We start from the raw sequence: 19,589 nt of genomic DNA on the forward strand, positions 1-19,589 counted from the left end.
ACTTCATGGGCGTACTCATCGCGTGCTCATCGAGTGCTCATCGCAATCTCGACCTACTTCCAACTCGCGGAATACCGGGCCGCACGGAGGCTCCGTACGACTCGCTCTTACTGTGTCGCCTGCTCGACGTAGAGGCGCAACGCCTTTGTGTCGAGCGTTCCCTGGGCACGCAGCGCCCGTGGGAACGCCCGGCGGCGTACCGCCAGGTCGAGACAGACCAGGGCGGGGTGCAGATACGCACCCCGGCCGGGCAGCGTACCGCGATGATCGGGAGCGCATTCGCCCTCGACCGCCACGATCCGCAGCAGTTCCTTCTTGGCCGCTCGCTCCCGGCACCCCACACAGGTGCGTTCAGGGCATGCGCGGGCTCGCGTCCGGCCAGACACTGCTAAGTCTACCTCCCCGCACCGACCTCACCCCTTCGGGGGAAGAATCGAACGGTTGTTGTCGTGATCTAAGCCACTCGCGGCCGAGATCTATTCCCCTGCCTGGTCGGACGGCTGTTCGGTGTCCGGACGGATGTCGATGCGCCACCCCGTCAGCCGGGCCGCAAGCCGGGCATTCTGCCCTTCCTTGCCGATCGCCAGGGACAGCTGGTAGTCCGGCACCGTCACGCGCGCGGAGCGGGCCGCGAGGTCCACCACCTCGACCTTGGAGACCCGCGCCGGGGAGAGCGCGTTGGCGACCATCTCGGCCGGGTCGTCCGACCAGTCGACGATGTCGATCTTCTCGCCGCTCAGCTCGCCCATCACCGCGCGCACCCGGCCGCCCATGGGGCCGATGCAGGCGCCCTTGGCGTTCAGACCGCTGCGGGTGGAGCGGACGGCGATCTTCGTACGGTGGCCGGCCTCGCGCGCGATGGCGGCGATCTCCACCGACCCGTCGGCGATCTCCGGCACCTCCATGGCGAACAGTTTCTTCACCAGATTGGGATGCGTACGGGACAGCGTCACGGACGGACCGCGCACACCCTTCGCCACCCGGACGACGTACGACCGAAGGCGCATGCCGTGCGGGTACGTCTCGCCGGGGACCTGCTCCTGCACCGGCAGGATGGCCTCCAGCTTGCCGATGTCGACGAGCACGTTCTTCGGGTCGCGGCCCTGCTGGACGACTCCTGTGACGATGTCGCCCTCGCGGCCCGCGTACTCGCCGAGCGTCGCGTCGTCCTGCGCGTCCCGCAGGCGCTGCAGGATGACCTGCTTGGCGGTGGTGGCGGCGATCCGGCCGAAGTCGGACGGGGTGTCGTCGAACTCGCGCGCCTCCTGCCCCTCCTCCAGGTCCTCGGGGTCCTCCTTCGCCCACACGGTCACATGACCGGTCTCCCGGTCGAGCTTCACGCGCGCGTGGCGGCGGCTTCCCTCGGTGCGGTGGTAGGCGATGAGGAGCGCCGACTCGATCGCCTCGACCAGCAGGTCGAAGGAGATCTCCTTCTCCCGCACCAAGCCCCGCAGGGCACTCATGTCGATGTCCACGGCTACGCCTCCTCTGCGTTCTCTTCGTTGTCTGTGGTGTCCGTGACGTCTTCGACGTCGTCGTTCTTGCTCTTGCGGTTGAACTCGACCTGGACGCGGGCCTTGACGACGTCCGCGAAGGCGAGCCGCTTGGCGGTGGGCTTGCGCCCCTTCACGCCGGGCACCTCGACGTCGATGCCGTCGTCGTCCACCGTGATGATCCGGGCGACCAGCTCACCGCTCTCGGCCAGCTGGAACTTCACCAGCCGGTCGGTGGCACGTACGTAGTGACGGTGTTCGGTGAGCTCGCGCTCGGCACCGGGGGTACCGACCTCCAGGGTGTACTCGCCCGCACCCATCGCGTCGGTCTCGTCGAGCTTCGCCGAGAGCGCGCGGCTCACATCGGCGATCTGGTCCAGATCGGCACCCGTATCCGAATCGACGACCACGCGCAGCACCCGCTTGCGTCCGACGGAATCCACCGCGACCTCTTCGAGATCGAGTCCCTGGGAGCCGACGAGCGGTTCCAGCAGTTCTCGCAGCCTCTCGCTCTGGGTCGTGCTCATCCGGGTGACTCCTCGGCCGCGTGTGCTGTTGTGGGTAGGGCGCGTGTCTGGTCAAAGGGTATCCGGTCCCGGGGTGTGTTGCCGTCCACGTGCACCTCTGCCTCCGGCGGTGGAGCGGGGCGCCTTTGAGCTCGGGTGGTTGCGGTGGTCTGGCGGGTGTGCGTCGGTGGGGGGGGCTGATCGCGTCGTTCCCCGCGCCCCTTGGGTAGGTCTACGAGCCGGTGACATGAGTCGGGGGGATGCGCGGGTACCGTGATCACGGGCCGCGCCGCCCTTCTCGCCTTTTCGTTCGTACGAGCCCCCGAGGACGATCTGCCGTGCCGTTCCCCCCGCCCTCGCGCACCCTTCTGGGGCCGCGCAGAAGGAGCCTGCTCGCATCGGCCGCCGGGGCCGCCCTCCTGGTGGGCTGTTCCACCGACGGGGACGACTCCGGGACCACGGGCGGCAGCGAGTCCGCCGCCGAGCACGCACGCGCGCGTGCGGCCACCGACAGCGAGACCCTCCTCCAGCACTACGACGCGGTACTCGCCGCGCACCCGACGCTGGCGGAGCGCCTGGACCCGCTGCGGGCGGAGGTCGTACGGCACGCGACGGCCTTCGGCGGCGGCAGCTCGACACCCTCCGCTACGGCCACTGCGTCACCGTCGGCCTCGGCCACGGCCGTACCCGCGGCCCCGAGCGACGCCCTCGCCGGGCTGGCCGCCGCCGAGCGGGCCCTCGCCGACCGGCGGGCCAGGGCGCTGCTCGATCTGCCCGGCGAGCTGGCCCGGCTGCTGGCCTCGGTGGCCGCCGCGGGGGCCGCGCACGCGTATCTACTCACGGAGGATGCCAAGTGAGCAGCGAGGAGAAGGCCGCGGAACTGACCGCGCTGCAGGCCGCGTTGGCCGCCGAGCACGCGGCGGTGTACGGCTACGGCGTCGTCGGCGGCCGCATCCGCGAGGGCCGGCGCACCGAGGCCAAGGCGGCCTACGACGCCCACCGCGCCCGGCGCGACGCGCTGGTCCGCGAGGTGCGGGACCTGGGCGGCACACCGGTGGCCGCGTCCGCCGGGTACGCGCTGCCGTTCCCGGTGCCGGACTCGGCGGCGGCCGTACTCCTCGCCGCGGAGCTGGAGGACCGGGTGGCCGGGGTCTACTCCGACCTCGTGCGGGCGTCGACGGGCGGTGTGCGTGCTACGGCCACGGAGGCGCTGCGGGAAGCGGCGGTCCGCGCGGTGCGCTGGCGCGGCGGGAGCGTAGCCTTCCCTGGTCTCGCCGAGCGGGCCGCGACCCCCACGGCCCCGGCGACACCCACGGCGTGATCCGCACCGGGACGCAAGACCGCAGGACCGTAGGAAGGGAACAACTCGCGCATGGCTTTCGAACCGCCGCAGCGTCTGGTGAGGGCGCTCGGGGAGACGGCACCGAGCGGTGACGACTGGTTGGAGAAGCTGCCCGAGGTGGCTCAACAGGCCGTTGATCTACGCGAGTTGACCGTTGAGCGGGTGCAGGTTCCCGGCGGGCGCAGCAGTCTGGTCGTGCTGGTGCGGCGGGCTGATGGGACTCCGGCCGTGTTGAAGCTGGCCCCGCGTCGGGCCCGCCCGGAGAGTGAGCGGGCCGCGCTTGCGCGGTGGGGTGGGCTGGGTGCCGTGCAGCTTGTCGAGCCGTTCGCCGCCGAGGGTGTGCTGGTGCTGGAGCGGTTGCATCCCGATGTGTCGGTGCGGTCGTTGCCCGAGGCGAAGGCGTTGCTCGAAGCGGCGGGGACGTTGCGGCGGTTGTGGGTGGAGCCGCCCGGTGATCACGCGTTTGAGACCGTGGCCGAGCGGACGGGGCGGCAGGCTCGGGTCATGCGGGGCGACGGCGGTGGCGGGGCCGAGGTTGCCTCGTTGGTCTCGGCCGCGTTGGAGGCTCGGGAGGCGTTGTTGGCTGCGCCGCCTGAGGTTCGGTTGCTGCATGGGACATTTCGGCAGAGCAAGGTGTTGGCTGCTGAGCGGGTGCCGTGGCTGGCCGTCGGTCCGGATCCGGTCGTTGGTGAATGTGCGTTTGATCTGGCTCGGTTGGTTCGGGATCGGGTTGAGGATCTGATTGCTACGCCCTCGGGGGCGTCTACAACTCGGCGGCGGATCAAGCGACTTGCTGAGTCCTTGGATGTTGATCAGGAGCGGTTGCGGGGGTGGACGTTGTTCCGGGCTGTGGAGTCTGGGGTACGGGCACTGCGGGTTGGGCGGCCTCGGGATGCTGAGTTGTTGCTGGAATTTGCCGGGTGGCTCTAGGTCTCGTTTTTGACTGCGGGTGCGTTGGGGCTGGTCGCGCGGTTCCCCGCGCCCCTTAGGGAGTTGCCCTGGGCGTTAGTTTTAGGGCCAGGACGGGACAGTCGGACGCCGCTCGGCGAGCCCTTTTTATCGTGCGGGGCGGGATCGGGGTGCCGTCCACCAGGGGGTAGCCCCATTCGTCCAGGGTGATGTGGTCCGGAAGCAACTCCGCGCACAGGCCGTGTCCCTGGCAGGCCGTCCAGTCGATGTCGAGTTGTTGCTGGTCCATGGTCAGTGGGCCTCGTTCGGGATCGGGAGCAACGGGGTGGGGTCGGTTGCTGTGCACAAACCCCTTGCGTGGGCGTCCAGTTCGGCCGCGAAAGTAGTGAGCGCGCTGCGGACCAGGCGGACCGTGCCGTCGGGGTGGTGGCAGGCTCCTCTGCCCTCTACCAGGCCGGACCAACGGGCCACGTCCTGGCGGGTGTTGGACTGGGGGCCGGGGGTGGCCAGGGTCTGGAAGGCGGCGGCTATGCGCGGGAGGCCGTTGAGGCAGGGGCCGCACTGGCCCGCTGACTGCAGGGCCAAGTAGCGGAGGACGCGCGCGGTTTCGGTTACACCGCAGCGGTCTGTCGGTAGTGCGGCGAGGACGCCCGCTCCCAAGTCGGTTGCGTCCAGGGTGCGTTGGGATGCTTCCGCGGCCGGGATCCAGGTGCCGTGGTAGCCGCCGACGAGGACCGCGGACATGCCGTCCAGGGGCAGGAGGCGGTTCAGGGGGAGGCCGAACGGGGCTTCCACCACCCGGACTTCGCGGCCCGGGACGTGCAGGGTGCACAGGGTGCTGCCCGGCTGGGTGGGCGTGCCGGCGCTGCGGAACCAGTCGGCGCCGTAGCGGGCGACCAGGGCCAGGTGGGCCAGGGTTTCCACGTTCTGGATGAGGGTGGGGGCCCGGTTCACCCCGTGTTCGCGGACCGGCGGGTGCTGGTGGCGGGGCAACGGGGTGTTTCCGGAGACGTATTGCGCGAGTGCCGATGCCTGCCCGGACAGGAAGCGTTTGGGCAGGCGGACCACCCGCACGCTCACCGGGTCATTGCGCTGGGCGAGGGCCGACTCCAGATACGACGCGCCGTCCTCCACCGCCAGGTGGGCCTCCCCCGCGCCCACCGCCCGCGCCGCCAACTGCAGCCCGTCCAGGACCAGATGGGGCGACAGACGGAGCAGCGTCTTGTCCTTGCGGCTGGCCGGTTCGCCCTCCGCTCCGTTCGCCACGACCACGGGGGCGCGGCCCGTGCGTCGGCTCGCGTCGGCCACCGCGACGAGTTTGCGGTACGTCGGGAACGCGGCGCCTCCGCGTCCGGTGAGGCCGGACTCGGCGACCGTTCTCAGGAGCGTGTCGGGATCTCCGTACTGCAGTGTGCCGTAGCGGAGTTCGTGGGTGGAGAGGTCGGCCGCGGTGCCGCCGGGGGCGAGGAGGCGCGGGGACATGTAGACGTCGGTGAAGGTCGTGGTCGTGGTCATGAGCGGGCTCCTTCGGCTGTGCGGAGCAGGGCTGCGGGGGTGCGGCGGGACTCGCGGGCGGAGTGGGCCAGGCGGATGCCGAAGGCGGCCAGCACGGCGGCCACGCAGGACACCGTCAGCCAGGTCATCCAGTCGGTGCCGGTGTCCGTGCCGATGCCGATGCCGTGGATCAGGGCTACCGGCCAGGAGGCGTACGCGAGCCAGTGGAGGGCCCGCCAGGTGCGGTGACCGATGCGTTCCCTGAGGAGGCTGGTGACCAGGACCGCGAGCATCAGGTCGAAGGCGACCGTGCCGAGGCCGAGCCAGAACGGCTCGTAGTCGGAGACGAAGGGGACGACCGCGTCGACGACGGTGATGTTGACGTATCCGTCGATCACCGCCATCGCGATGTGCAGGGCCAGGAAGGCCGTCGCGGAGAGGGACAGGGTGCGGTGCAGGTTCACCGTGCCGAAGCGGGGCAGGCCTGGGAGCCGCGTGCGCAGGCGGACCGCGATGCCGAGCAGGACCACGACCGTGAACAGGACGAGGCAGACGGCTCCGGTGGCGCGGTTCGCGTACCAGAGGATCTCGGAGCTCATGCGGCGGCCACCGGATGCGTGGGCCAGCCCGGGGTCGTGACGACCGTGCCGTCCTGGGCGACCAGGCGCGCGGGGAGGCCCAGGCGGGTCAACCAGCGTTCCGCGCCTGCCCCCTTGACCAGGCACGCCGTGCTCGCCGCGTTGGCGTCGGCGCTCGTCGCGGCGGCGACCGAGACCGTGCGCCAGGGGCTGCGGACGGGGAGGCCGGTGCGCGGGTCGACGATGTGGTGCAGCTCGTAGCCGCCCCGGCGCCAGCGGCGGGCCGCCGTGCCCGAGGTGGCGAGGCCGCCGGAGCGCAGGCCGATCGTGGCGTACGTACCGTGCGTGGGCGTCTCGTCGACGGAACCCGTGACGTCCTGGACGCGGATGTTCCAGCCGCCGGCCGGGGGCTCCCCCGCGACCGCCGTGTCGCCGCCGAGGCTCACCAGGACTCCGCAGCCCGCCACTTGGGCGAGCATGGCCGCCGCCTTGTCGGCGGCCCAGGCCTTCGCCGTGGCGCCGAGGTCCAGGCGGACGCCGGCCGGGACGGTGACCGTGCCCGTCGTACGGTCCAGGTCGATCGTGCGCCAGCCCGGGGCGCGCTTCACGGTGAGCCGGATCGGGCGGTCGTCCTCCTGGACGAGGGTGAAGTCGCGGTCGTAGCCGATGGCGTTCATGGCCGAGCCGACCGTCGGGTCGACCGCGCCGTCCGTCGCCTCGGCGGCGCGCAGCGCGACCGCCAACGCCTCGGCGAGCAGCGGGCTGACGGTGACCGGGCGGCCCGACGCGGCGTCCAGCGCGGTCAGTTCGGAGTCGGTACGGAACCTGCTGCAGGCCGCGTCGACCTCGGCGAGGTGCCGGGCGAGGAGCAGGTTGCAGGAGTCCAGCAGGGCCGGGTCGGTGACGACCAGCCGGACGCTGGTCCCGAGGGCACGCCAGTCGGCGGCGGCCGTCGTACGCGGGGTCGCCGTACTCGTACTCATCACGACGCTCCCGACGTGGAGTCGGTGGAACCGCCGGAGGACGACGTCACGCCGGACGAGGACGACTGGAGGTCCGAAGACGAGGACGAAGACGAAGATGAGGAGGATGAGGACGACGACGAGGTCGAACTGTCCGACGTGGACGAGGTGTTGGAGGAGGTGGACGGCGAGGGCGACGACGAACTCGTCGTGCCGGTGCTGCTCGCCGCCGTGTCCGCCTCCGCGTCCGACTGCATCGTGCCGACCAGGGCGAACACCCCGGCCGCCGCGGCCAGCGTGATGGCTGCCGTGGCGGCCGCGATGCGCCGCTTTCCTCTGCGGACCGCCGTAGCGGCCCCACGCTCCTTGACTGTCATGACCGTTCCCCTCCGCAGTGACGCTCTGTCACGTCCTACGGTCGGGGACCAGCCTGAGAGAAGTCTGTGAGGCGCCCATACGCCTCCCGAGAACTCTCTGAGAGGAATCTTAAATTGCTTGAGGCTTCAATAACTCAGTGTGCGGTGAGGCGGGCGATCGCCTCGTCGACCGTCAGTTCCTCGCGCTCGCCGGTCCTGCGGTCCTTCAGCTCCAGGACGCCCTCGGCGGAGCGGCGGCCCGCGACCAGGATCTTCGGTACGCCGATCAGCTCCGAGTCGGTGAACTTCACGCCCGGGGAGACTCCGGCGCGGTCGTCGACCAGGACGCGCAGGCCGGCCGCGCGCAGCTTCTCCGATACGTCCAGGGCGAGTTCGGTCTGGAGGGCCTTGCCGGCGGCTACGACGTGCACGTCGGCCGGGGCGACCTCGGCGGGCCAGCACAGGCCCTTGTCGTCGGCGGTCTGCTCGGCCAGGGCGGCGACTGCGCGGGAGACGCCGATGCCGTAGGAGCCCATGGTCACGCGGACCGGCTTGCCGTGCTGGCCGAGGACGTCGAGCTTGAGGGCGTCGGCGTACTTGCGGCCGAGCTGGAAGATGTGGCCGATCTCGATGGCGCGGTCGAGCTTGAGGCCGGTGCCGCACTTGGGGCAGGGGTCGCCCTCCTGCACGACCACGACGTCGACGTACTCGTCGACCTCGAAGTCACGGCCCGCGACGACATTCTTGGCGTGCGTGCCCTCCTTGTTGGCGCCGGTGATCCACGAAGTGCCGGGGGCCACGCGGGGGTCGGCGATGTACGTGACCTTCTCGCCCAGGCCCTGCGGGCCGACGTAGCCGCGCACCAGGTCGGGACGGCCGGTGAAGTCCTCCGCCGTCACCAACTCGACCGCTGCGGGGGCGAAATGGGCCTCGACCTTGCCGAGGTCGACCTCGCGGTCACCGGGGACGCCTACGGCCACGATCTCGCCGTCGACCTTCACGAGGAGGTTCTTGAGGGTGGCGGAAGCCGCTACGCCGAGGTGGGCGGCGAGGGTCTCGATGGTGGGGGTGTCGGGGGTCGGGATCTCTTCGAGCGCGGGCACGCCGGTGGCGTCCACGGGCTTCAACTCGTAGGTGATCGCTTCGGTGTTGGCGGCGAAGTCGCAGTTCGGGCAGTCCGCGAAGGTGTCCTCGCCGGCCTCGGCCGGGGCGAGGAACTCCTCCGACTTGGAGCCGCCCATCGCACCCGCGGTCGCGGCGCAGATGCGGTAGTCGAGGCCGAGGCGCGCGAACACCTTCTGGTAGGCCTCGCGGTGCAGGGCGTAGGACTTGGCGAGGCCCTCGTCCTCCGTGTCGAAGGAGTACGAGTCCTTCATCAGGAACTCGCGGCCGCGGAGGATGCCGGCGCGCGGGCGGGCCTCGTCGCGGTACTTGTTCTGGATCTGGTAGAGGATGACCGGCAGGTCCTTGTAGGAGGACGCCTGGTCCTTCACGATCAGCGTGAAGATCTCCTCGTGGGTCGGGCCCAGGAGGTAGTCGCCGCCCTTGCGGTCCTGGAGGCGGAACAGCTCGGGGCCGTACTCCTCCCAGCGGCCGGTCGCCTCGTACGGCTCGCGGGGCAGGATCGCGGGGAGCAGCACCTCCTGGGCGCCGATCGCGTCCATCTCCTCACGCACGATCCGCTCGACGTTGGAGAGGACCTTCTTGCCCAGGGGCAGCCAGGACCAGATACCGGCCGCGGTACGGCGGACGTAGCCGGCCCGCACGAGCAGCTTGTGACTGAGGACCTCGGCGTCCGCCGGGTCGTCGCGCAGCGTCTTCGCCATCAACTGGGACATGCGCTGGACCGGTGCGTTCGCCATGGTTCCTGTACTCCTGCCGGGAAAGGGTGATGGCTAGGAGGTTAGCCGGGCGTGCTGTGCCGGTGGAAATCGGTTAGGGCCTGTCCGGCGGATCAGGTCGCAGGAAATCGGCGGTGCCTGATCAGCACCGTTGAGCGGGGCGTGGCGCGTGCAGCTGCAAGGCGGAGGAGGGAGTCGACGCGGAGCGTCGGCGACCGACGACGCCGCTGGGGTCCCCCCACGCCTTTACGGCAGTGGGGGAGTGCGTGCCACGCCCCGCGTCTGCGGCATGATCCGCCGGACAGGCCCTAGCGGTGGCGCAGGGGCAGTGGGGCGCCCATCACCGCGTACGGCTTCGGGGCGCTCGGGAACAGGACCTGGCGGGCGAGGTCCTCGTAGCCGAGCGATCTGTAGAGGCCGCGCGCCGGGCTGTCCGTGTCGATCGCGGAGAGGATCGAGCGGGGTTCGGTGGCGGCGTCCGTGATCGTGGTGATGAGGGAACGGCCCGCGCCGCGGTTCTGGTAGTGCGGGTGGACGTGCAGCTCGGTGATCACGAAGGAGTGGTCGAGCCAGTCGTCGTGGTCCTGGGCCCGGAGGTACGGCTCCACGACCGTGGACCACCAGTGGGTGCGGTGGTTGGGCATGCCATAGACGAAACCGACCAGTCGGCCCTCGGTGGTGGCGCCGAGGGCGCGGGCACCGGGGTAGGTCATGTGGCGCAGGACGATCTGGCGTCGTACCGCCACCTCGTCCGGGCCGAGGCCGAATGCGAGGGCCTGTACGGCGAGGGCTTCGTCGACGTGGGCCGAGAGGTCCAGGGGGCCGATCACGACGTCTTGGGGGTGGCGGTGACCGTGACCGGGAAATCGCATGTGGGGAGAGTACAGGGGTGTGACGGTTGTCTTTCGGGTGCCGGTCGTATGTGGCTGGTCGCGCAGTTCCTCGCGCCCCTGAAAGCCTCTAGAACAGGATGCTCATGAATGCGCCGACCTCTTGGAAGCCGACCCTCAGGTATGCCCGTCGCGCCGGGGTGTTGAAGTCGTTCACGTAGAGGCTGACCATCGGGGAGACGTCCGCGAGCGCGTACCGCAGTACGGACGCCATCGCGGGGGCCGCCACGCCCCTCCCCCGGTACTCGGGGGCCACCCAGACGCCCTGGATCTGGCAGGCCTTCGGGGTTGCCGCGCCGATCTCCGCCTTGAAGACGACCTTGCCGTACTCGTCGAGGCGGGCGAACGAGCGCCCGGAGCCCACGAGTTCGGCGACTCGGGCCTGGTAGAGGAGGCCGCCGTCTCCTGCCAGCGGAGAGACGCCCACCTCCTCGGTGAACATCGCCACGCACGCCGGCATGATCGTGTCCATCTCGTCCTTGCGGATACGGCGGACGTACGGGTCGGGGGCGATGTCGGTGGGCATGCGGTCGGCGACCATGAGGGGCTGGCGGGCGCGGACCTCGCGGGCCGGGCCCCAGCTCGGTTCGAGGAGGCGCCAGAGCTGGGCGGTCGCCTCGGCCGGGCCGACGATCGAGGAGCAGCGGCGCCCTGCCCTGCGGGCGCGGTCGGCGAAGGCGCGGATTGCCCTGGGGGTCGCGCAGATCGGGACGAGGTTGGCGCCCGCGTAGCAGAGGGACGTCAGCATGCCGTCCTCGTACCAGCCCCACATCTCGCCGCCGAGCCGCCAGGGGTCGAGGCCCGCGACCTGCACCCGCGAGGTCACGAAGGCGTTCGTGACCGGCTCGCGGTCCAGCACGGCGAGCGCGGCGTCCAGGTCGCTCGGTTCGAGGACCCGGGAGGTGGTCTGCGTCAACACGGTCAGGAGCCTCACCCTGGGTTCTGCGGATCTCTGCACCTTACCCGGCAGAGGCACGCAGCGCCGCGCGTCACCTCTGGACAGCTAACCCGACGAACGCGTCCCCCCTGGCGGGGGCCAGGGTGAGGGTGGCTCCGCCGCGTTCGGGGAGGTGTTTGGAATCCCGTACGTGGATCGTGGTGGGGCAGGCGGCGATCTCTACGCATTCGCCACCAGCCCCGCTGCTGTAGCTGGACTTGTGCCAGGCGAGAGCGACCTCGACACATTCGCCGCTGCTGTAGCTGCTCTTGAACCACATCAGCCTGGACGGCTCTTCGACGTTCATGTCTCTCCAAGCAACTTCTCTACAAGGGCCAGCGATTCGCGCGGGGTCAGAGCCTGGGCACGCAGGAGGCTGTACTGCTCCTCCAGCTCCCTGACCGTCTTACGGTCAGTGAAGAGGCGGCTGTACTGGTGAACCTCCGCATAGGCGATCCTGCGCCCTTTCTCCCGTCTCGATCAAGCTGAATGGGCCATCCATCCCGGCATGCTCCTCACGGACATCCGGCATGATCTGGATCTGCACATGCCGCCGCTCACCGACGAGCAGGATGTGCTCCAACTGCCCCCGCCAGACGGCCGATCCGCCCAGACGCTTGCGCACGACGGACTCCTCCATCACGAAGGACATGGTGGGTGCCGGTTTCCGGGCGAAGACCTTCTGCCACGCCAACCTCGCCTCCACCCGCTGCTCGATGGTCGCCTCGGTCAGCAGGGGACGCCACATGGTGAACACCGCCCGCGCGTACTCCTCCGTCTGCAACAGACCGGGAACCCCCTGCACAGCGAAGAAGTGGAGGGTGACCGCCTTCTTCTCCAGCTCGGCGGCGTCCTGGAAGAAAGCCGGATACTGGGCCCTCTCCATCTCCTCCACGAACTCGGCCAACACCCCCTCCGCGCCCAGCACTTCATCGGCCTTGAGGATGAACCTCGCCGGTGGAATGCGTCTGCCCTGCTCGAAGGAGGCGATGCTCGACGCCGAATAGCCTGTGCGGGCGCCGAGTTGGGCGCGTTCCATCCCCGCCCGTACCCGGAACCTCTTCAACTGCCGCCCGAAGACGTGCAGTACCCCCGACCCCGCCTCCGGCACATCCGCTTCAGCTTCCGCTGCTTCTTCGCTCATGCACACCTCATTGCCCTCGCCCCACCACCAGTCACGGCGCAACCGCGTACAACTGGCAGCCGTACGCGTACAACGCGTGACGGTCGTCGCGTCGCCGCTGTTCAACGCTACGCATGTCACGGGACCGTGGTGGCATGAAGTCACCGACTTCTCTGAACTGGGATACGCCACAACTCCCGGTTCCCCTGCACGAGTTCACGATGCGGTTCACGTCCACCCCGCGCGGGGCGCGGCTGGCCAGACGGCTGGTCTCACACAGGCTGCACGACTGGGGTTACCCGTACGGCGACGCCGTCAACGAGGCGGTCACGCTGATCGCGGCCGAGTTGGCCGCCAACGCGGTGCGGCACGGGCATGTGCCGGGGCGGGATTTTCACCTGGGTCTTATCGAGGCGGGGGCGCCCGGAACGTCGTACACCCTCCGTCTGGTGGTCAGTGACACGCGCGGGGAGCGGCTGCCCGAGCCGATGGGGCGGGGCGAAGGGGACGGTGAGTCCGGGCGGGGGCTGCTGCTGGTCGAGGCGCTCTCCTCGCGCTGGGGTGTCGTCGCGCGCGCTCCCGGCAAGTCCGTCTGGTCCGACCTAGGTACCTAAAAAAAGTGTGACACTTTCGGCGAAAGTGTCACACTTTTCCAACTACCCTCGTCCCTCAGCCGGCGACAGCCACCGTGGGTTCGCCGGAAGCGACGCCGTCCGCCTCCATCTGCTCGGCGATCTTCATCGCCTCCTCGATCAGCGTCTCCACGATCTTCGACTCGGGCACGGTCTTGATGACCTCGCCCTTGACGAAGATCTGGCCCTTGCCGTTGCCGGAGGCGACGCCGAGGTCGGCCTCGCGGGCCTCGCCGGGGCCGTTGACGACACAGCCCATGACCGCGACCCGCAGCGGAACCTCCATGCCCTCAAGGCCCGCCGTGACCTCCTCGGCCAGCTTGTACACGTCGACCTGGGCGCGACCGCAGGACGGGCAGGACACGATCTCCAGGCGGCGGGGCTTGAGGTTCAGGGACTCCAGGATCTGGTTGCCGACCTTGACCTCCTCCACCGGCGGGGCGGAGAGCGAGACGCGGATGGTGTCGCCGATGCCCTGCGAGAGGAGGGCACCGAAAGCTACCGCCGACTTGATCGTGCCCTGGAAGGCCGGGCCCGCCTCGGTGACGCCGAGGTGGAGCGGGTAGTCGCACTGGGCCGCGAGCTGGCGGTACGCCTCGACCATCACGACCGGGTCGTTGTGCTTGACCGAGATCTTGATGTCCTGGAAGCCGTGCTCCTCGAAGAGGGACGCTTCCCAGAGGGCGGACTCGGCCAGCGCCTCGGGGGTCGCCTTGCCGTACTTCTTCAGCAGTCGAGCGTCCAGCGAGCCCGCGTTCACGCCGATGCGGATCGGCGTGCCGTGGTCCTTCGCGGCCCGCGCGATCTCCTTGACCTTGTCGTCGAACTGCTTGATGTTGCCGGGGTTCACACGGACCGCCGCGCAGCCCGCCTCGATCGCCGCGAAGACGTACTTCGGCTGGAAGTGGATGTCCGCGATGACCGGGATCTGCGACTTGCGCGCGATCGTCGCGAGGGCGTCGGCGTCGTCCTGCGTGGGGCAGGCCACGCGGACGATCTGACAGCCGGACGCGGTCAGCTCGGCGATCTGCTGGAGCGTGGCGCCGATGTCCGACGTACGGGTGGTCGTCATGGACTGCACCGACACCGGCGCGTCGCCGCCGACCGCCACGGTGCCGACCTGGATCTGCCGGCTCTTGCGGCGCTCGGCGAGCCGGGTCGGAACGGACGGAATGCCGAGAGAAATCGCAGTCATCTGCTGTGCAACCCCAAGTCGTGGATCAAGGCCCCGGTCCCGGAACAGCGGGCTCCAGGCTTCGAGATTACGTCAACCGTGCGGGCCCGAGCACATCCCGGCCGTAAACCCACTCAATGGAGAGCGGCCCGGCACAGAAGATGCCGGGCCGCCACGAACTACGAATGGCTAGGAGATTTTGACTGGGTTAACCACGTCCGCCACCAGGACCAGCAGGGTGAAGCAGACGAAGATCCCGGCCACCACGTACGCCACCGGCATCAGCTTCGCCACGTCGAACGGGCCCGGGTCCGGCCGCTTGAGCACCTTCGCCAGGTTCCGCCGCAGCGCCTCCCACAGCGCGCCCGCGACATGCCCGCCGTCGAGCGGGAGCAGCGGAAGCATGTTGAAGAGGAAGAGGGAGAGGTTGAAGCCGGCCACCAGCATCAGGGCCATGGCCAGTTGCTGGGTCGGTGGGATGTCCAGGGTGAAGATCTCGCCGCCCACTCGGGCCGCGCCGACCACGCCCATCGGGGAGTCGGCCTGGCGGGGGGCGCCGTCGAAGGCCGCGTTCCACAGGGCCGGGATCTTGCCGGGGAGGGCCGCGATGGAGTCGACGGCCTCGCCCATGCGGTCTCCCATCCAGGTGACCGAGTCGCCGAAGTCCTGGCGGACGATGCCGGTGGCCGCGCTGAAGCCGAGGAAGCCGGCGGTGACGTACTGGCCCTGGACGATCTGGCCGCTGGAGTCCTTCTTGGCGACCTGGTTCGACGCGATCTTCGCGTGGAGGGTCAGGTCCTGGCCCTTGCGCTCCACGACGATCGGGACCGTCTTGCCGGGGGCGGCGCGGATGAGGTCGGAGAGCTTGTTCCAGTCCGTCGTCTTGACGCCGTTGAAGCTGAGGATCTTGTCGCCGGCCTTGAGGCCCGCTGCCGCCGCCGGGGACGCCTTGTCGGTCTTCTTGCAGGTGTCGCGGTTCTGGCTCTGCGCGATGACGCACTCGGAGACCGAGCTGACCGTGTTGGTCTGCTGCGAGATGCCGAAGCCCATCAGGACGGTGAGGAAGAGCGCGACGGCGAGGATGAGGTTCATGAAGGGGCCCGCGAACATCACGATGACCCGTTTCCAGGGCTTGCGTGTGTAGAACAGGCGGGACTCGTCGCCGGGCTCCAGCTCCTCGAAGGCCGCCGAGCGGGCGTCCTCGATCATGCTGCGCCAGGGCGAGGTGGAGCGGGACTCGATCCTGCCGTCGGGCCCGGGCGGGAACATGCCGATCATACGGATGTAGCCGCCGAACGGGATGGCCTTGAAGCCGTACTCGGTGTCGCCCTTCCGCTTGGACCAGATGGTCGGGCCGAAGCCGACCATGTACTGGGGCACCCGGATGCCGAAGAGCTTCGCCGTCGAGAGATGTCCCAGCTCGTGCCAGGCGATCGAAACCAGCAGGCCGACCGCGAAGACGACTATGCCGAGGATCATCATCAGGGCTGTCATGCACGCGCCTCCGCGTTCGCCGTGGTCGTCTGCGCTGTCAGTTCGCGGGCCCGGGCGCGTGCCCAGGTCTCCGCTTCGAGGACGTCCGGCACGGTCAGGGAAGTTCCCGTGGCCGGTGTCCCGTGTTCCTCGACCACCCGTGTCACCGTCTCCATGATTCCGTTGAACGGCAGCGCGCCCGCGCGGAACGCCTCCACGCACTCCTCGTTCGCCGCATTGAACACCGCCGGAGCCGTGCCCGCGAGCTGTCCCACATGCCGGGCCAGCCCGACCGACGGAAAAGCGTCGGTGTCGAGCGGGAAGAACTCCCACGTCGACGCCTTGCTCCAGTCGAACGCGGGCGCCGCGTCCGGGACCCGCTCGGGCCAGCCGAGCCCGATGGCGATCGGCCCGCGCATGTCGGGGGGCGTCGCCTGGGCGAGTGTCGAACCGTCCGTGAATTCCACCATCGAGTGGACATACGACTGCGGGTGCACGACCACCTCAATGCGATCGAAGGGAATGTCGTACAGCAGGTGCGCCTCGATCACCTCCAGCCCCTTGTTCACCAAGGTCGCCGAGTTGATCGTGATCACCGGGCCCATCGCCCAGGTGGGGTGCGCGAGGGCCTCTTCCACGGTCACTCGCGCGAGGTCCGCCTTCGTACGGCCGCGGAAGGGGCCGCCGGACGCGGTGACGACGAGCTTGCGGACATCGGCGCGGGTACCGGCCGCGAGGGCCTGGAAGAGCGCCGCGTGCTCGGAGTCCACCGGGATGATCTGGCCCGGCTTGGCCAGCGCCTTCACCAGCGGGCCGCCGACGATGAGCGACTCCTTGTTGGCGAGCGCGAGGACGCGGCCCGCCTCCAGGGCGGCGAGGGTGGGCGCGAGCCCGATGGACCCGGTGATGCCGTTCAGCACGGTGTGGCAGTCGGAGGCGGCGAGTTGGGTGGCCGCGTCAGGACCGGCGAGGATCTCCGGGAGCGGCTCCCCCGCGCCGTACTGCGCGGCGAGCGCCTCGCGCAGTGCCGGCACGACGTCCTCGCGGGCGACCCCGACCGTCCGCACCCTGAGCTGGTACGCCTGCTCGGCGAGGAGCCCGACCCGGCCGCCGTTCGCGGAAAGGGCGGTGACCTTGAAGCGGTCCGGGTTGCGCAGCACCAGGTCGATGGCCTGCGTGCCGATGGACCCGGTGGACCCGAGGATCACCAGGGCCTTGGGACCGTCGCCCACGACGGGGTCGTAGACGAGATGTGGGTCGGCGAGGGGTGCTGGACTGTCGCTCATCCCTCCATTGTTGCCGCAACGGGTGCCCGGGTGGACAGCGGTTCCCTCGGGCGGGTGGCTTATCGGCTCTCGTCGGTGATTGAAGGGAAATCCCCCTTTGTGAATACGGCGTGAAGGTCGTGTGATAACACTTCAGTCCTGCGCCGGTGGACGACCGGCCAGTGGACGACATCCTGGGGGGATTCTCCATGCGGATACGCGCTGCCCTGCCCGCACTCGCGGGCGCCGCGATACTCACCGGCACCCTGCTCAGCACCCCGGCCGAGGCCGCCGGCGGGGTCACGATCTACCACGTCTGGTTCGACAGCCCGGGCTCGGACAACCGGTCCAACACGAGCCTGAACGGCGAGTGGGTGCAGATCAAGAACACCAGCCGGTCGGCGATCTCGCTCAAGGGCTATGTCCTCAAGGACGTCTCGAACCACCGCTACACCTTCAAGAACATCAAGATCGGCGCCGGCAAGTACATCAAGGTGCACACGGGCAAGGGCACGGACACCGCGTCGAACACGTACCACGGCAGCGGCGCCTACATCTGGAACAACACCAGCGACACGGCGACGCTGACGAAGTCCAACGGCAGCAAGGTCGACACCTGTTCGTGGACGACGCGGGATCCGAGCGACAAGTACTGCTGAACGACGGCTAGTTGACCGGTCGGTGGAGGTTGTCCGCCTTGGACGGGCCCGGGGTCGTGTCGGCGATCCAGGGTCCTTCGCCCGACGGGTCGACGATGCCTTCCTCCAGCCATGTGTACGCGCCGCCCATGACGCCCTTGACGACCTTGTGGTCGATGTCGTCGGTGTTGGTCCACAGGCGGCCGAAGAGTTCCTCGACGCGGATGCGGGACTGTTCGCAGAAGGCGTCGGCGAGTTGGTAGGCCTCGCGGCCGTGATCGCCCTGGGTACGCAGGAGTTCGGCCCGTACACAGGCCGCGCTCATCGCGAAGAGTTCCGCGCCGATGTCGACGATCCGGCCCAGGAAGCCCTGCTTGGTCTCCATGCGGCCCTGCCAGCGGGACATGGCGTAGAAGGTGGAGCGGGCCAGTTTGCGGGCGTTGCGCTCGACATAACGCAAGTGCCGGGAGAGGTCGATGCCGTGGCGGAACTCGCCGTAGGTGCCCGGGAGTTGGCCGCTGCCCGCGACCAGCTTCGGGATCCACTTGGCGTAGAAGACGCCGGCGTTGGCGCCCGCTTTCGCCTTGTCCTGAAGGGACTTGTCCGGGTCGATGAGGTCGCCGGCGACCTTGAGGTGGGCGTCGACGGCCTCGCGGGCGATGAGGAGGTGCATGATCTCCGTCGAGCCCTCGAAGATGCGGTTGATCCGGAGGTCGCGCAGGACCTGTTCGGCGGGGACCGCTTTCTCACCGCGGGCCGCGAGGGACTCCGCCGTCTCGAAGCCTCGGCCACCGCGGATCTGGACCAGCTCGTCGGCCATCAGCCAGCCCATCTCGGACGCGAAGAGCTTGGCCAGCGCACCCTCGATGCGGATGTCGTTGCGGTCCTCGTCGGCCATCTGCGAGGAGAGGTCGAGTACGGCCTCCAGGGCGAAGGTCGTCGCCGCGATGAAGGAGATCTTCGCGCCCACGGCCTCGTGCTCGGCGATCGGCCAGCCCCACTGCTCACGCGCCGCCGACCACTCGCGGGCGATCTTCAGGCACCACTTGCCGGCCGCGACGCAGGACGCGGGGAGGGAGAGGCGGCCGGTGTTGAGGGTGGTGAGGGCGATCTTGAGGCCCGCGCCCTCGGGGCCGATGCGGTTCGCGGCGGGGACCCGGACCTGGTGGAAGCGGGTGACGCCGTTCTCGATGCCGCGCAGGCCCATGAAGGCGTTGCGGTTCTCCACGGTGATGCCGGGCGAGTCCGTCTCCACGACGAACGCGGTGATGCCGCCCTTGCTGTCCTCGGTCTTCGGCACCCGGGCCATCACGACCAGGAGGTCGGCGACCACGCCGTTGGTGGTCCAGAGCTTCACCCCGTCGAGGACGTACGCGTCCCCGTCCCGCACCGCGCTGGTCGCGAGCCGCGCCGGGTCGGAGCCGACGTCCGGTTCGGTGAGCAGGAAGGCGCTGATGGCGGTGCGGGCGCAGCGCGGCAGGAACTCCGCCTTCTGCTCGTCCGTGCCGAACAGCTTCAGCGGCTGCGGTACGCCGATCGACTGGTGAGCGGAGAGCAGCACGCCGACCGCGGGGCAGGCGGAGCCCGCGAGGGCCAGCGCCTTGTTGTAGTACACCTGGGTGAGGCCGAGGCCGCCGTACTTGGTGTCGATCTTCATGCCGAGGGCGCCGATCTCCTTGAGGCCGCTGATGACCTCGTCGGGGATGCGCGCCTCGCGTTCGATGAGGGCGGCGTCGATCTGCGTCTCGCAGAAGACGCGCAGCTTCGCGAGGAACTCCTCGCCGCGCCGGGAGTCCTCGGCGGGCGGGAGGGGGTGGGGGTGGATCAGGTCGAGCCGGAAGCGGCCGAGGAACAGTTCCTTGGCGAAGCTGGGCTTGCGCCAGTCCTGTTCCCGGGCCGCTTCCGCCACCTGCCGGGCTTCTCGCTCGGTGACGGTGGGTTTGCTGGATGGAGCGGACATGAGGCTCACCTCGCCG

The 19,589-nt window shown here is 69.6% G+C and carries 21 protein-coding genes and 1 pseudogene; 6 read left to right on the forward strand and 16 right to left on the reverse strand.

Annotation, left to right across the window (positions count from 1 at the left end):
• Positions 1-107 precede the first annotated feature (107 nt).
• The 3 genes from OG504_RS16040 to rimP all read right to left on the reverse strand — a co-directional run bounded on the left by OG504_RS16040 (position 108) and on the right by rimP (position 2,020).
• Positions 108-386, reverse strand: a complete 279-nt coding sequence (locus tag OG504_RS16040; protein WP_328678218.1) for a YlxR family protein — start codon at positions 384-386, stop codon at positions 108-110.
• 90 nt (positions 387-476) lie between these two features.
• Positions 477-1,475, reverse strand: a complete 999-nt coding sequence (gene nusA / locus OG504_RS16045; protein ID WP_033284955.1) for a transcription termination factor NusA — start codon at positions 1,473-1,475, stop codon at positions 477-479.
• Positions 1,476-1,477: 2 nt separating this feature from the next.
• Positions 1,478-2,020 carry a ribosome maturation factor RimP gene (gene rimP / locus OG504_RS16050; protein ID WP_405990448.1) on the reverse strand — a complete coding sequence of 181 codons (543 nt, stop codon included), beginning with the start codon at positions 2,018-2,020 and terminating at the stop codon, positions 1,478-1,480.
• Between the two features lie 317 nt (positions 2,021-2,337).
• On the opposite strand from rimP, the gene OG504_RS16055 reads away from it, so the two are divergent.
• The 3 genes from OG504_RS16055 to OG504_RS16065 are packed head-to-tail and all read left to right on the forward strand — an operon-like array spanning position 2,338 to position 4,271.
• On the forward strand, positions 2,338-2,856 hold the full coding sequence (locus OG504_RS16055; protein ID WP_405990449.1) for a hypothetical protein: 519 nt from the start codon (positions 2,338-2,340) through the stop codon (positions 2,854-2,856).
• Positions 2,853-3,320, forward strand: a complete 468-nt coding sequence (locus OG504_RS16060; protein ID WP_405990450.1) for a ferritin-like domain-containing protein — start codon at positions 2,853-2,855, stop codon at positions 3,318-3,320. The genes OG504_RS16055 and OG504_RS16060 overlap by 4 nt, the downstream gene beginning before the upstream one ends.
• A 51-nt stretch (positions 3,321-3,371) precedes the next feature.
• A complete protein-coding gene (locus OG504_RS16065) occupies positions 3,372-4,271 on the forward strand; it encodes an aminoglycoside phosphotransferase family protein (protein ID WP_405990451.1) in 900 nt (299 codons plus the stop codon).
• A gap of 55 nt (positions 4,272-4,326) precedes the next feature.
• Here OG504_RS16065 and OG504_RS16070 read toward each other — a convergent pair whose 3' ends face one another.
• From OG504_RS16070 to OG504_RS16085, 4 genes are read right to left on the reverse strand one after another with little or no spacing between them, the layout of a single operon-like run.
• Positions 4,327-4,539: a ferredoxin gene (locus OG504_RS16070; RefSeq protein WP_405990452.1), complete on the reverse strand. Its 213-nt coding sequence runs from the start codon at positions 4,537-4,539 to the stop codon at positions 4,327-4,329.
• Between the two features lie 2 nt (positions 4,540-4,541).
• A complete protein-coding gene (locus OG504_RS16075; RefSeq protein WP_405990453.1) occupies positions 4,542-5,765 on the reverse strand; it encodes an NADH-ubiquinone oxidoreductase-F iron-sulfur binding region domain-containing protein in 1,224 nt (407 codons plus the stop codon).
• A complete protein-coding gene (locus OG504_RS16080; RefSeq protein WP_405990454.1) occupies positions 5,762-6,343 on the reverse strand; it encodes a ferric reductase-like transmembrane domain-containing protein in 582 nt (193 codons plus the stop codon). The genes OG504_RS16075 and OG504_RS16080 overlap by 4 nt, the downstream gene beginning before the upstream one ends.
• On the reverse strand, positions 6,340-7,305 hold the full coding sequence (locus OG504_RS16085) for an FAD:protein FMN transferase (RefSeq protein ID WP_405990455.1): 966 nt from the start codon (positions 7,303-7,305) through the stop codon (positions 6,340-6,342). The genes OG504_RS16080 and OG504_RS16085 overlap by 4 nt, the downstream gene beginning before the upstream one ends.
• A gap of 15 nt (positions 7,306-7,320) precedes the next feature.
• Here OG504_RS16085 and OG504_RS16090 point away from each other — a divergent pair, with 15 nt between their 5' ends.
• Entirely contained in the window at positions 7,321-7,731 is a 411-nt protein-coding gene (locus OG504_RS16090; protein ID WP_405990456.1) for a hypothetical protein, read from the forward strand.
• Between the two features lie 64 nt (positions 7,732-7,795).
• Here the strand turns inward: OG504_RS16090 and OG504_RS16095 are convergent, their stop codons facing one another.
• From OG504_RS16095 to OG504_RS16115, 5 genes and pseudogenes are all read right to left on the reverse strand, one after another.
• Entirely contained in the window at positions 7,796-9,502 is a 1,707-nt protein-coding gene (locus OG504_RS16095) for a proline--tRNA ligase (protein ID WP_405990457.1), read from the reverse strand.
• 287 nt (positions 9,503-9,789) lie between these two features.
• Complete coding sequence (locus OG504_RS16100) at positions 9,790-10,353, reverse strand: GNAT family N-acetyltransferase (protein ID WP_405990458.1); 564 nt, start codon at positions 10,351-10,353, stop codon at positions 9,790-9,792.
• Positions 10,354-10,441: 88 nt separating this feature from the next.
• Positions 10,442-11,290 carry a GNAT family N-acetyltransferase gene (locus OG504_RS16105; protein ID WP_405990459.1) on the reverse strand — a complete coding sequence of 283 codons (849 nt, stop codon included), beginning with the start codon at positions 11,288-11,290 and terminating at the stop codon, positions 10,442-10,444.
• Positions 11,291-11,360: 70 nt separating this feature from the next.
• Entirely contained in the window at positions 11,361-11,615 is a 255-nt protein-coding gene (locus OG504_RS16110; protein WP_405990460.1) for a DUF397 domain-containing protein, read from the reverse strand.
• Positions 11,612-12,452, reverse strand: a pseudogene (locus tag OG504_RS16115) (helix-turn-helix domain-containing protein). The gene OG504_RS16110 and the pseudogene OG504_RS16115 overlap by 4 nt, the downstream one beginning before the upstream one ends.
• Positions 12,453-12,586: 134 nt before the next feature.
• On the opposite strand from OG504_RS16115, the gene OG504_RS16120 reads away from it, so the two are divergent.
• Positions 12,587-13,045, forward strand: a complete 459-nt coding sequence (locus OG504_RS16120) for an ATP-binding protein (protein ID WP_405990461.1) — start codon at positions 12,587-12,589, stop codon at positions 13,043-13,045.
• Between the two features lie 55 nt (positions 13,046-13,100).
• On the opposite strand, the gene ispG is transcribed toward OG504_RS16120, so the two are convergent.
• The 3 genes from ispG to dxr all read right to left on the reverse strand — a co-directional run bounded on the left by ispG (position 13,101) and on the right by dxr (position 16,996).
• A complete protein-coding gene (ispG, locus tag OG504_RS16125) occupies positions 13,101-14,258 on the reverse strand; it encodes a flavodoxin-dependent (E)-4-hydroxy-3-methylbut-2-enyl-diphosphate synthase (RefSeq protein ID WP_033284935.1) in 1,158 nt (385 codons plus the stop codon).
• Positions 14,259-14,426: 168 nt separating this feature from the next.
• On the reverse strand, positions 14,427-15,719 hold the full coding sequence (locus OG504_RS16130) for a site-2 protease family protein (RefSeq protein ID WP_366436988.1): 1,293 nt from the start codon (positions 15,717-15,719) through the stop codon (positions 14,427-14,429).
• A gap of 8 nt (positions 15,720-15,727) precedes the next feature.
• Positions 15,728-16,996 (reverse strand): 1-deoxy-D-xylulose-5-phosphate reductoisomerase, encoded by a 1,269-nt coding sequence (gene dxr, locus OG504_RS16135; RefSeq protein ID WP_393764846.1) that lies wholly within the window; start codon positions 16,994-16,996, stop codon positions 15,728-15,730.
• Positions 16,997-17,184: 188 nt separating this feature from the next.
• On the opposite strand from dxr, the gene OG504_RS16140 reads away from it, so the two are divergent.
• Positions 17,185-17,634: a lamin tail domain-containing protein gene (locus OG504_RS16140; protein ID WP_405990462.1), complete on the forward strand. Its 450-nt coding sequence runs from the start codon at positions 17,185-17,187 to the stop codon at positions 17,632-17,634.
• A 7-nt stretch (positions 17,635-17,641) separates the two neighbouring features.
• On the opposite strand, the gene OG504_RS16145 is transcribed toward OG504_RS16140, so the two are convergent.
• Positions 17,642-19,573, reverse strand: a complete 1,932-nt coding sequence (locus OG504_RS16145; RefSeq protein ID WP_405990463.1) for an acyl-CoA dehydrogenase family protein — start codon at positions 19,571-19,573, stop codon at positions 17,642-17,644.
• Positions 19,574-19,589 lie beyond the last annotated feature (16 nt).

Source organism: Streptomyces sp. NBC_00986 (genome assembly GCF_045162565.1).
Classification (GTDB): domain Bacteria; phylum Actinomycetota; class Actinomycetes; order Streptomycetales; family Streptomycetaceae; genus Streptomyces.

What these genes read in the sequence shown, in the direction of transcription:
- OG504_RS16085 (WP_405990455.1), bottom strand. Translation starts at nt 7,305, where the DNA reads ATGAGTACGAGTACGGCGACCCCGCGTACGACGGCCGCCGCCGACTGG.
- OG504_RS16140 (WP_405990462.1), top strand. Translation starts at nt 17,185, where the DNA reads ATGCGGATACGCGCTGCCCTGCCCGCACTCGCGGGCGCCGCGATACTC.
- OG504_RS16110 (WP_405990460.1), bottom strand. Translation starts at nt 11,615, where the DNA reads ATGAACGTCGAAGAGCCGTCCAGGCTGATGTGGTTCAAGAGCAGCTAC.
- ispG (WP_033284935.1), bottom strand. Translation starts at nt 14,258, where the DNA reads ATGACTGCGATTTCTCTCGGCATTCCGTCCGTTCCGACCCGGCTCGCC.
- OG504_RS16070 (WP_405990452.1), bottom strand. Translation starts at nt 4,539, where the DNA reads ATGGACCAGCAACAACTCGACATCGACTGGACGGCCTGCCAGGGACAC.
- OG504_RS16075 (WP_405990453.1), bottom strand. Translation starts at nt 5,765, where the DNA reads ATGACCACGACCACGACCTTCACCGACGTCTACATGTCCCCGCGCCTC.
- rimP (WP_405990448.1), bottom strand. Translation starts at nt 2,020, where the DNA reads ATGAGCACGACCCAGAGCGAGAGGCTGCGAGAACTGCTGGAACCGCTC.
- OG504_RS16080 (WP_405990454.1), bottom strand. Translation starts at nt 6,343, where the DNA reads ATGAGCTCCGAGATCCTCTGGTACGCGAACCGCGCCACCGGAGCCGTC.
- OG504_RS16120 (WP_405990461.1), top strand. Translation starts at nt 12,587, where the DNA reads ATGAAGTCACCGACTTCTCTGAACTGGGATACGCCACAACTCCCGGTT.
- OG504_RS16145 (WP_405990463.1), bottom strand. Translation starts at nt 19,573, where the DNA reads ATGTCCGCTCCATCCAGCAAACCCACCGTCACCGAGCGAGAAGCCCGG.
- OG504_RS16100 (WP_405990458.1), bottom strand. Translation starts at nt 10,353, where the DNA reads ATGCGATTTCCCGGTCACGGTCACCGCCACCCCCAAGACGTCGTGATC.
- OG504_RS16130 (WP_366436988.1), bottom strand. Translation starts at nt 15,719, where the DNA reads ATGATGATCCTCGGCATAGTCGTCTTCGCGGTCGGCCTGCTGGTTTCG.
- dxr (WP_393764846.1), bottom strand. Translation starts at nt 16,996, where the DNA reads ATGAGCGACAGTCCAGCACCCCTCGCCGACCCACATCTCGTCTACGAC.
- OG504_RS16095 (WP_405990457.1), bottom strand. Translation starts at nt 9,502, where the DNA reads ATGGCGAACGCACCGGTCCAGCGCATGTCCCAGTTGATGGCGAAGACG.
- OG504_RS16065 (WP_405990451.1), top strand. Translation starts at nt 3,372, where the DNA reads ATGGCTTTCGAACCGCCGCAGCGTCTGGTGAGGGCGCTCGGGGAGACG.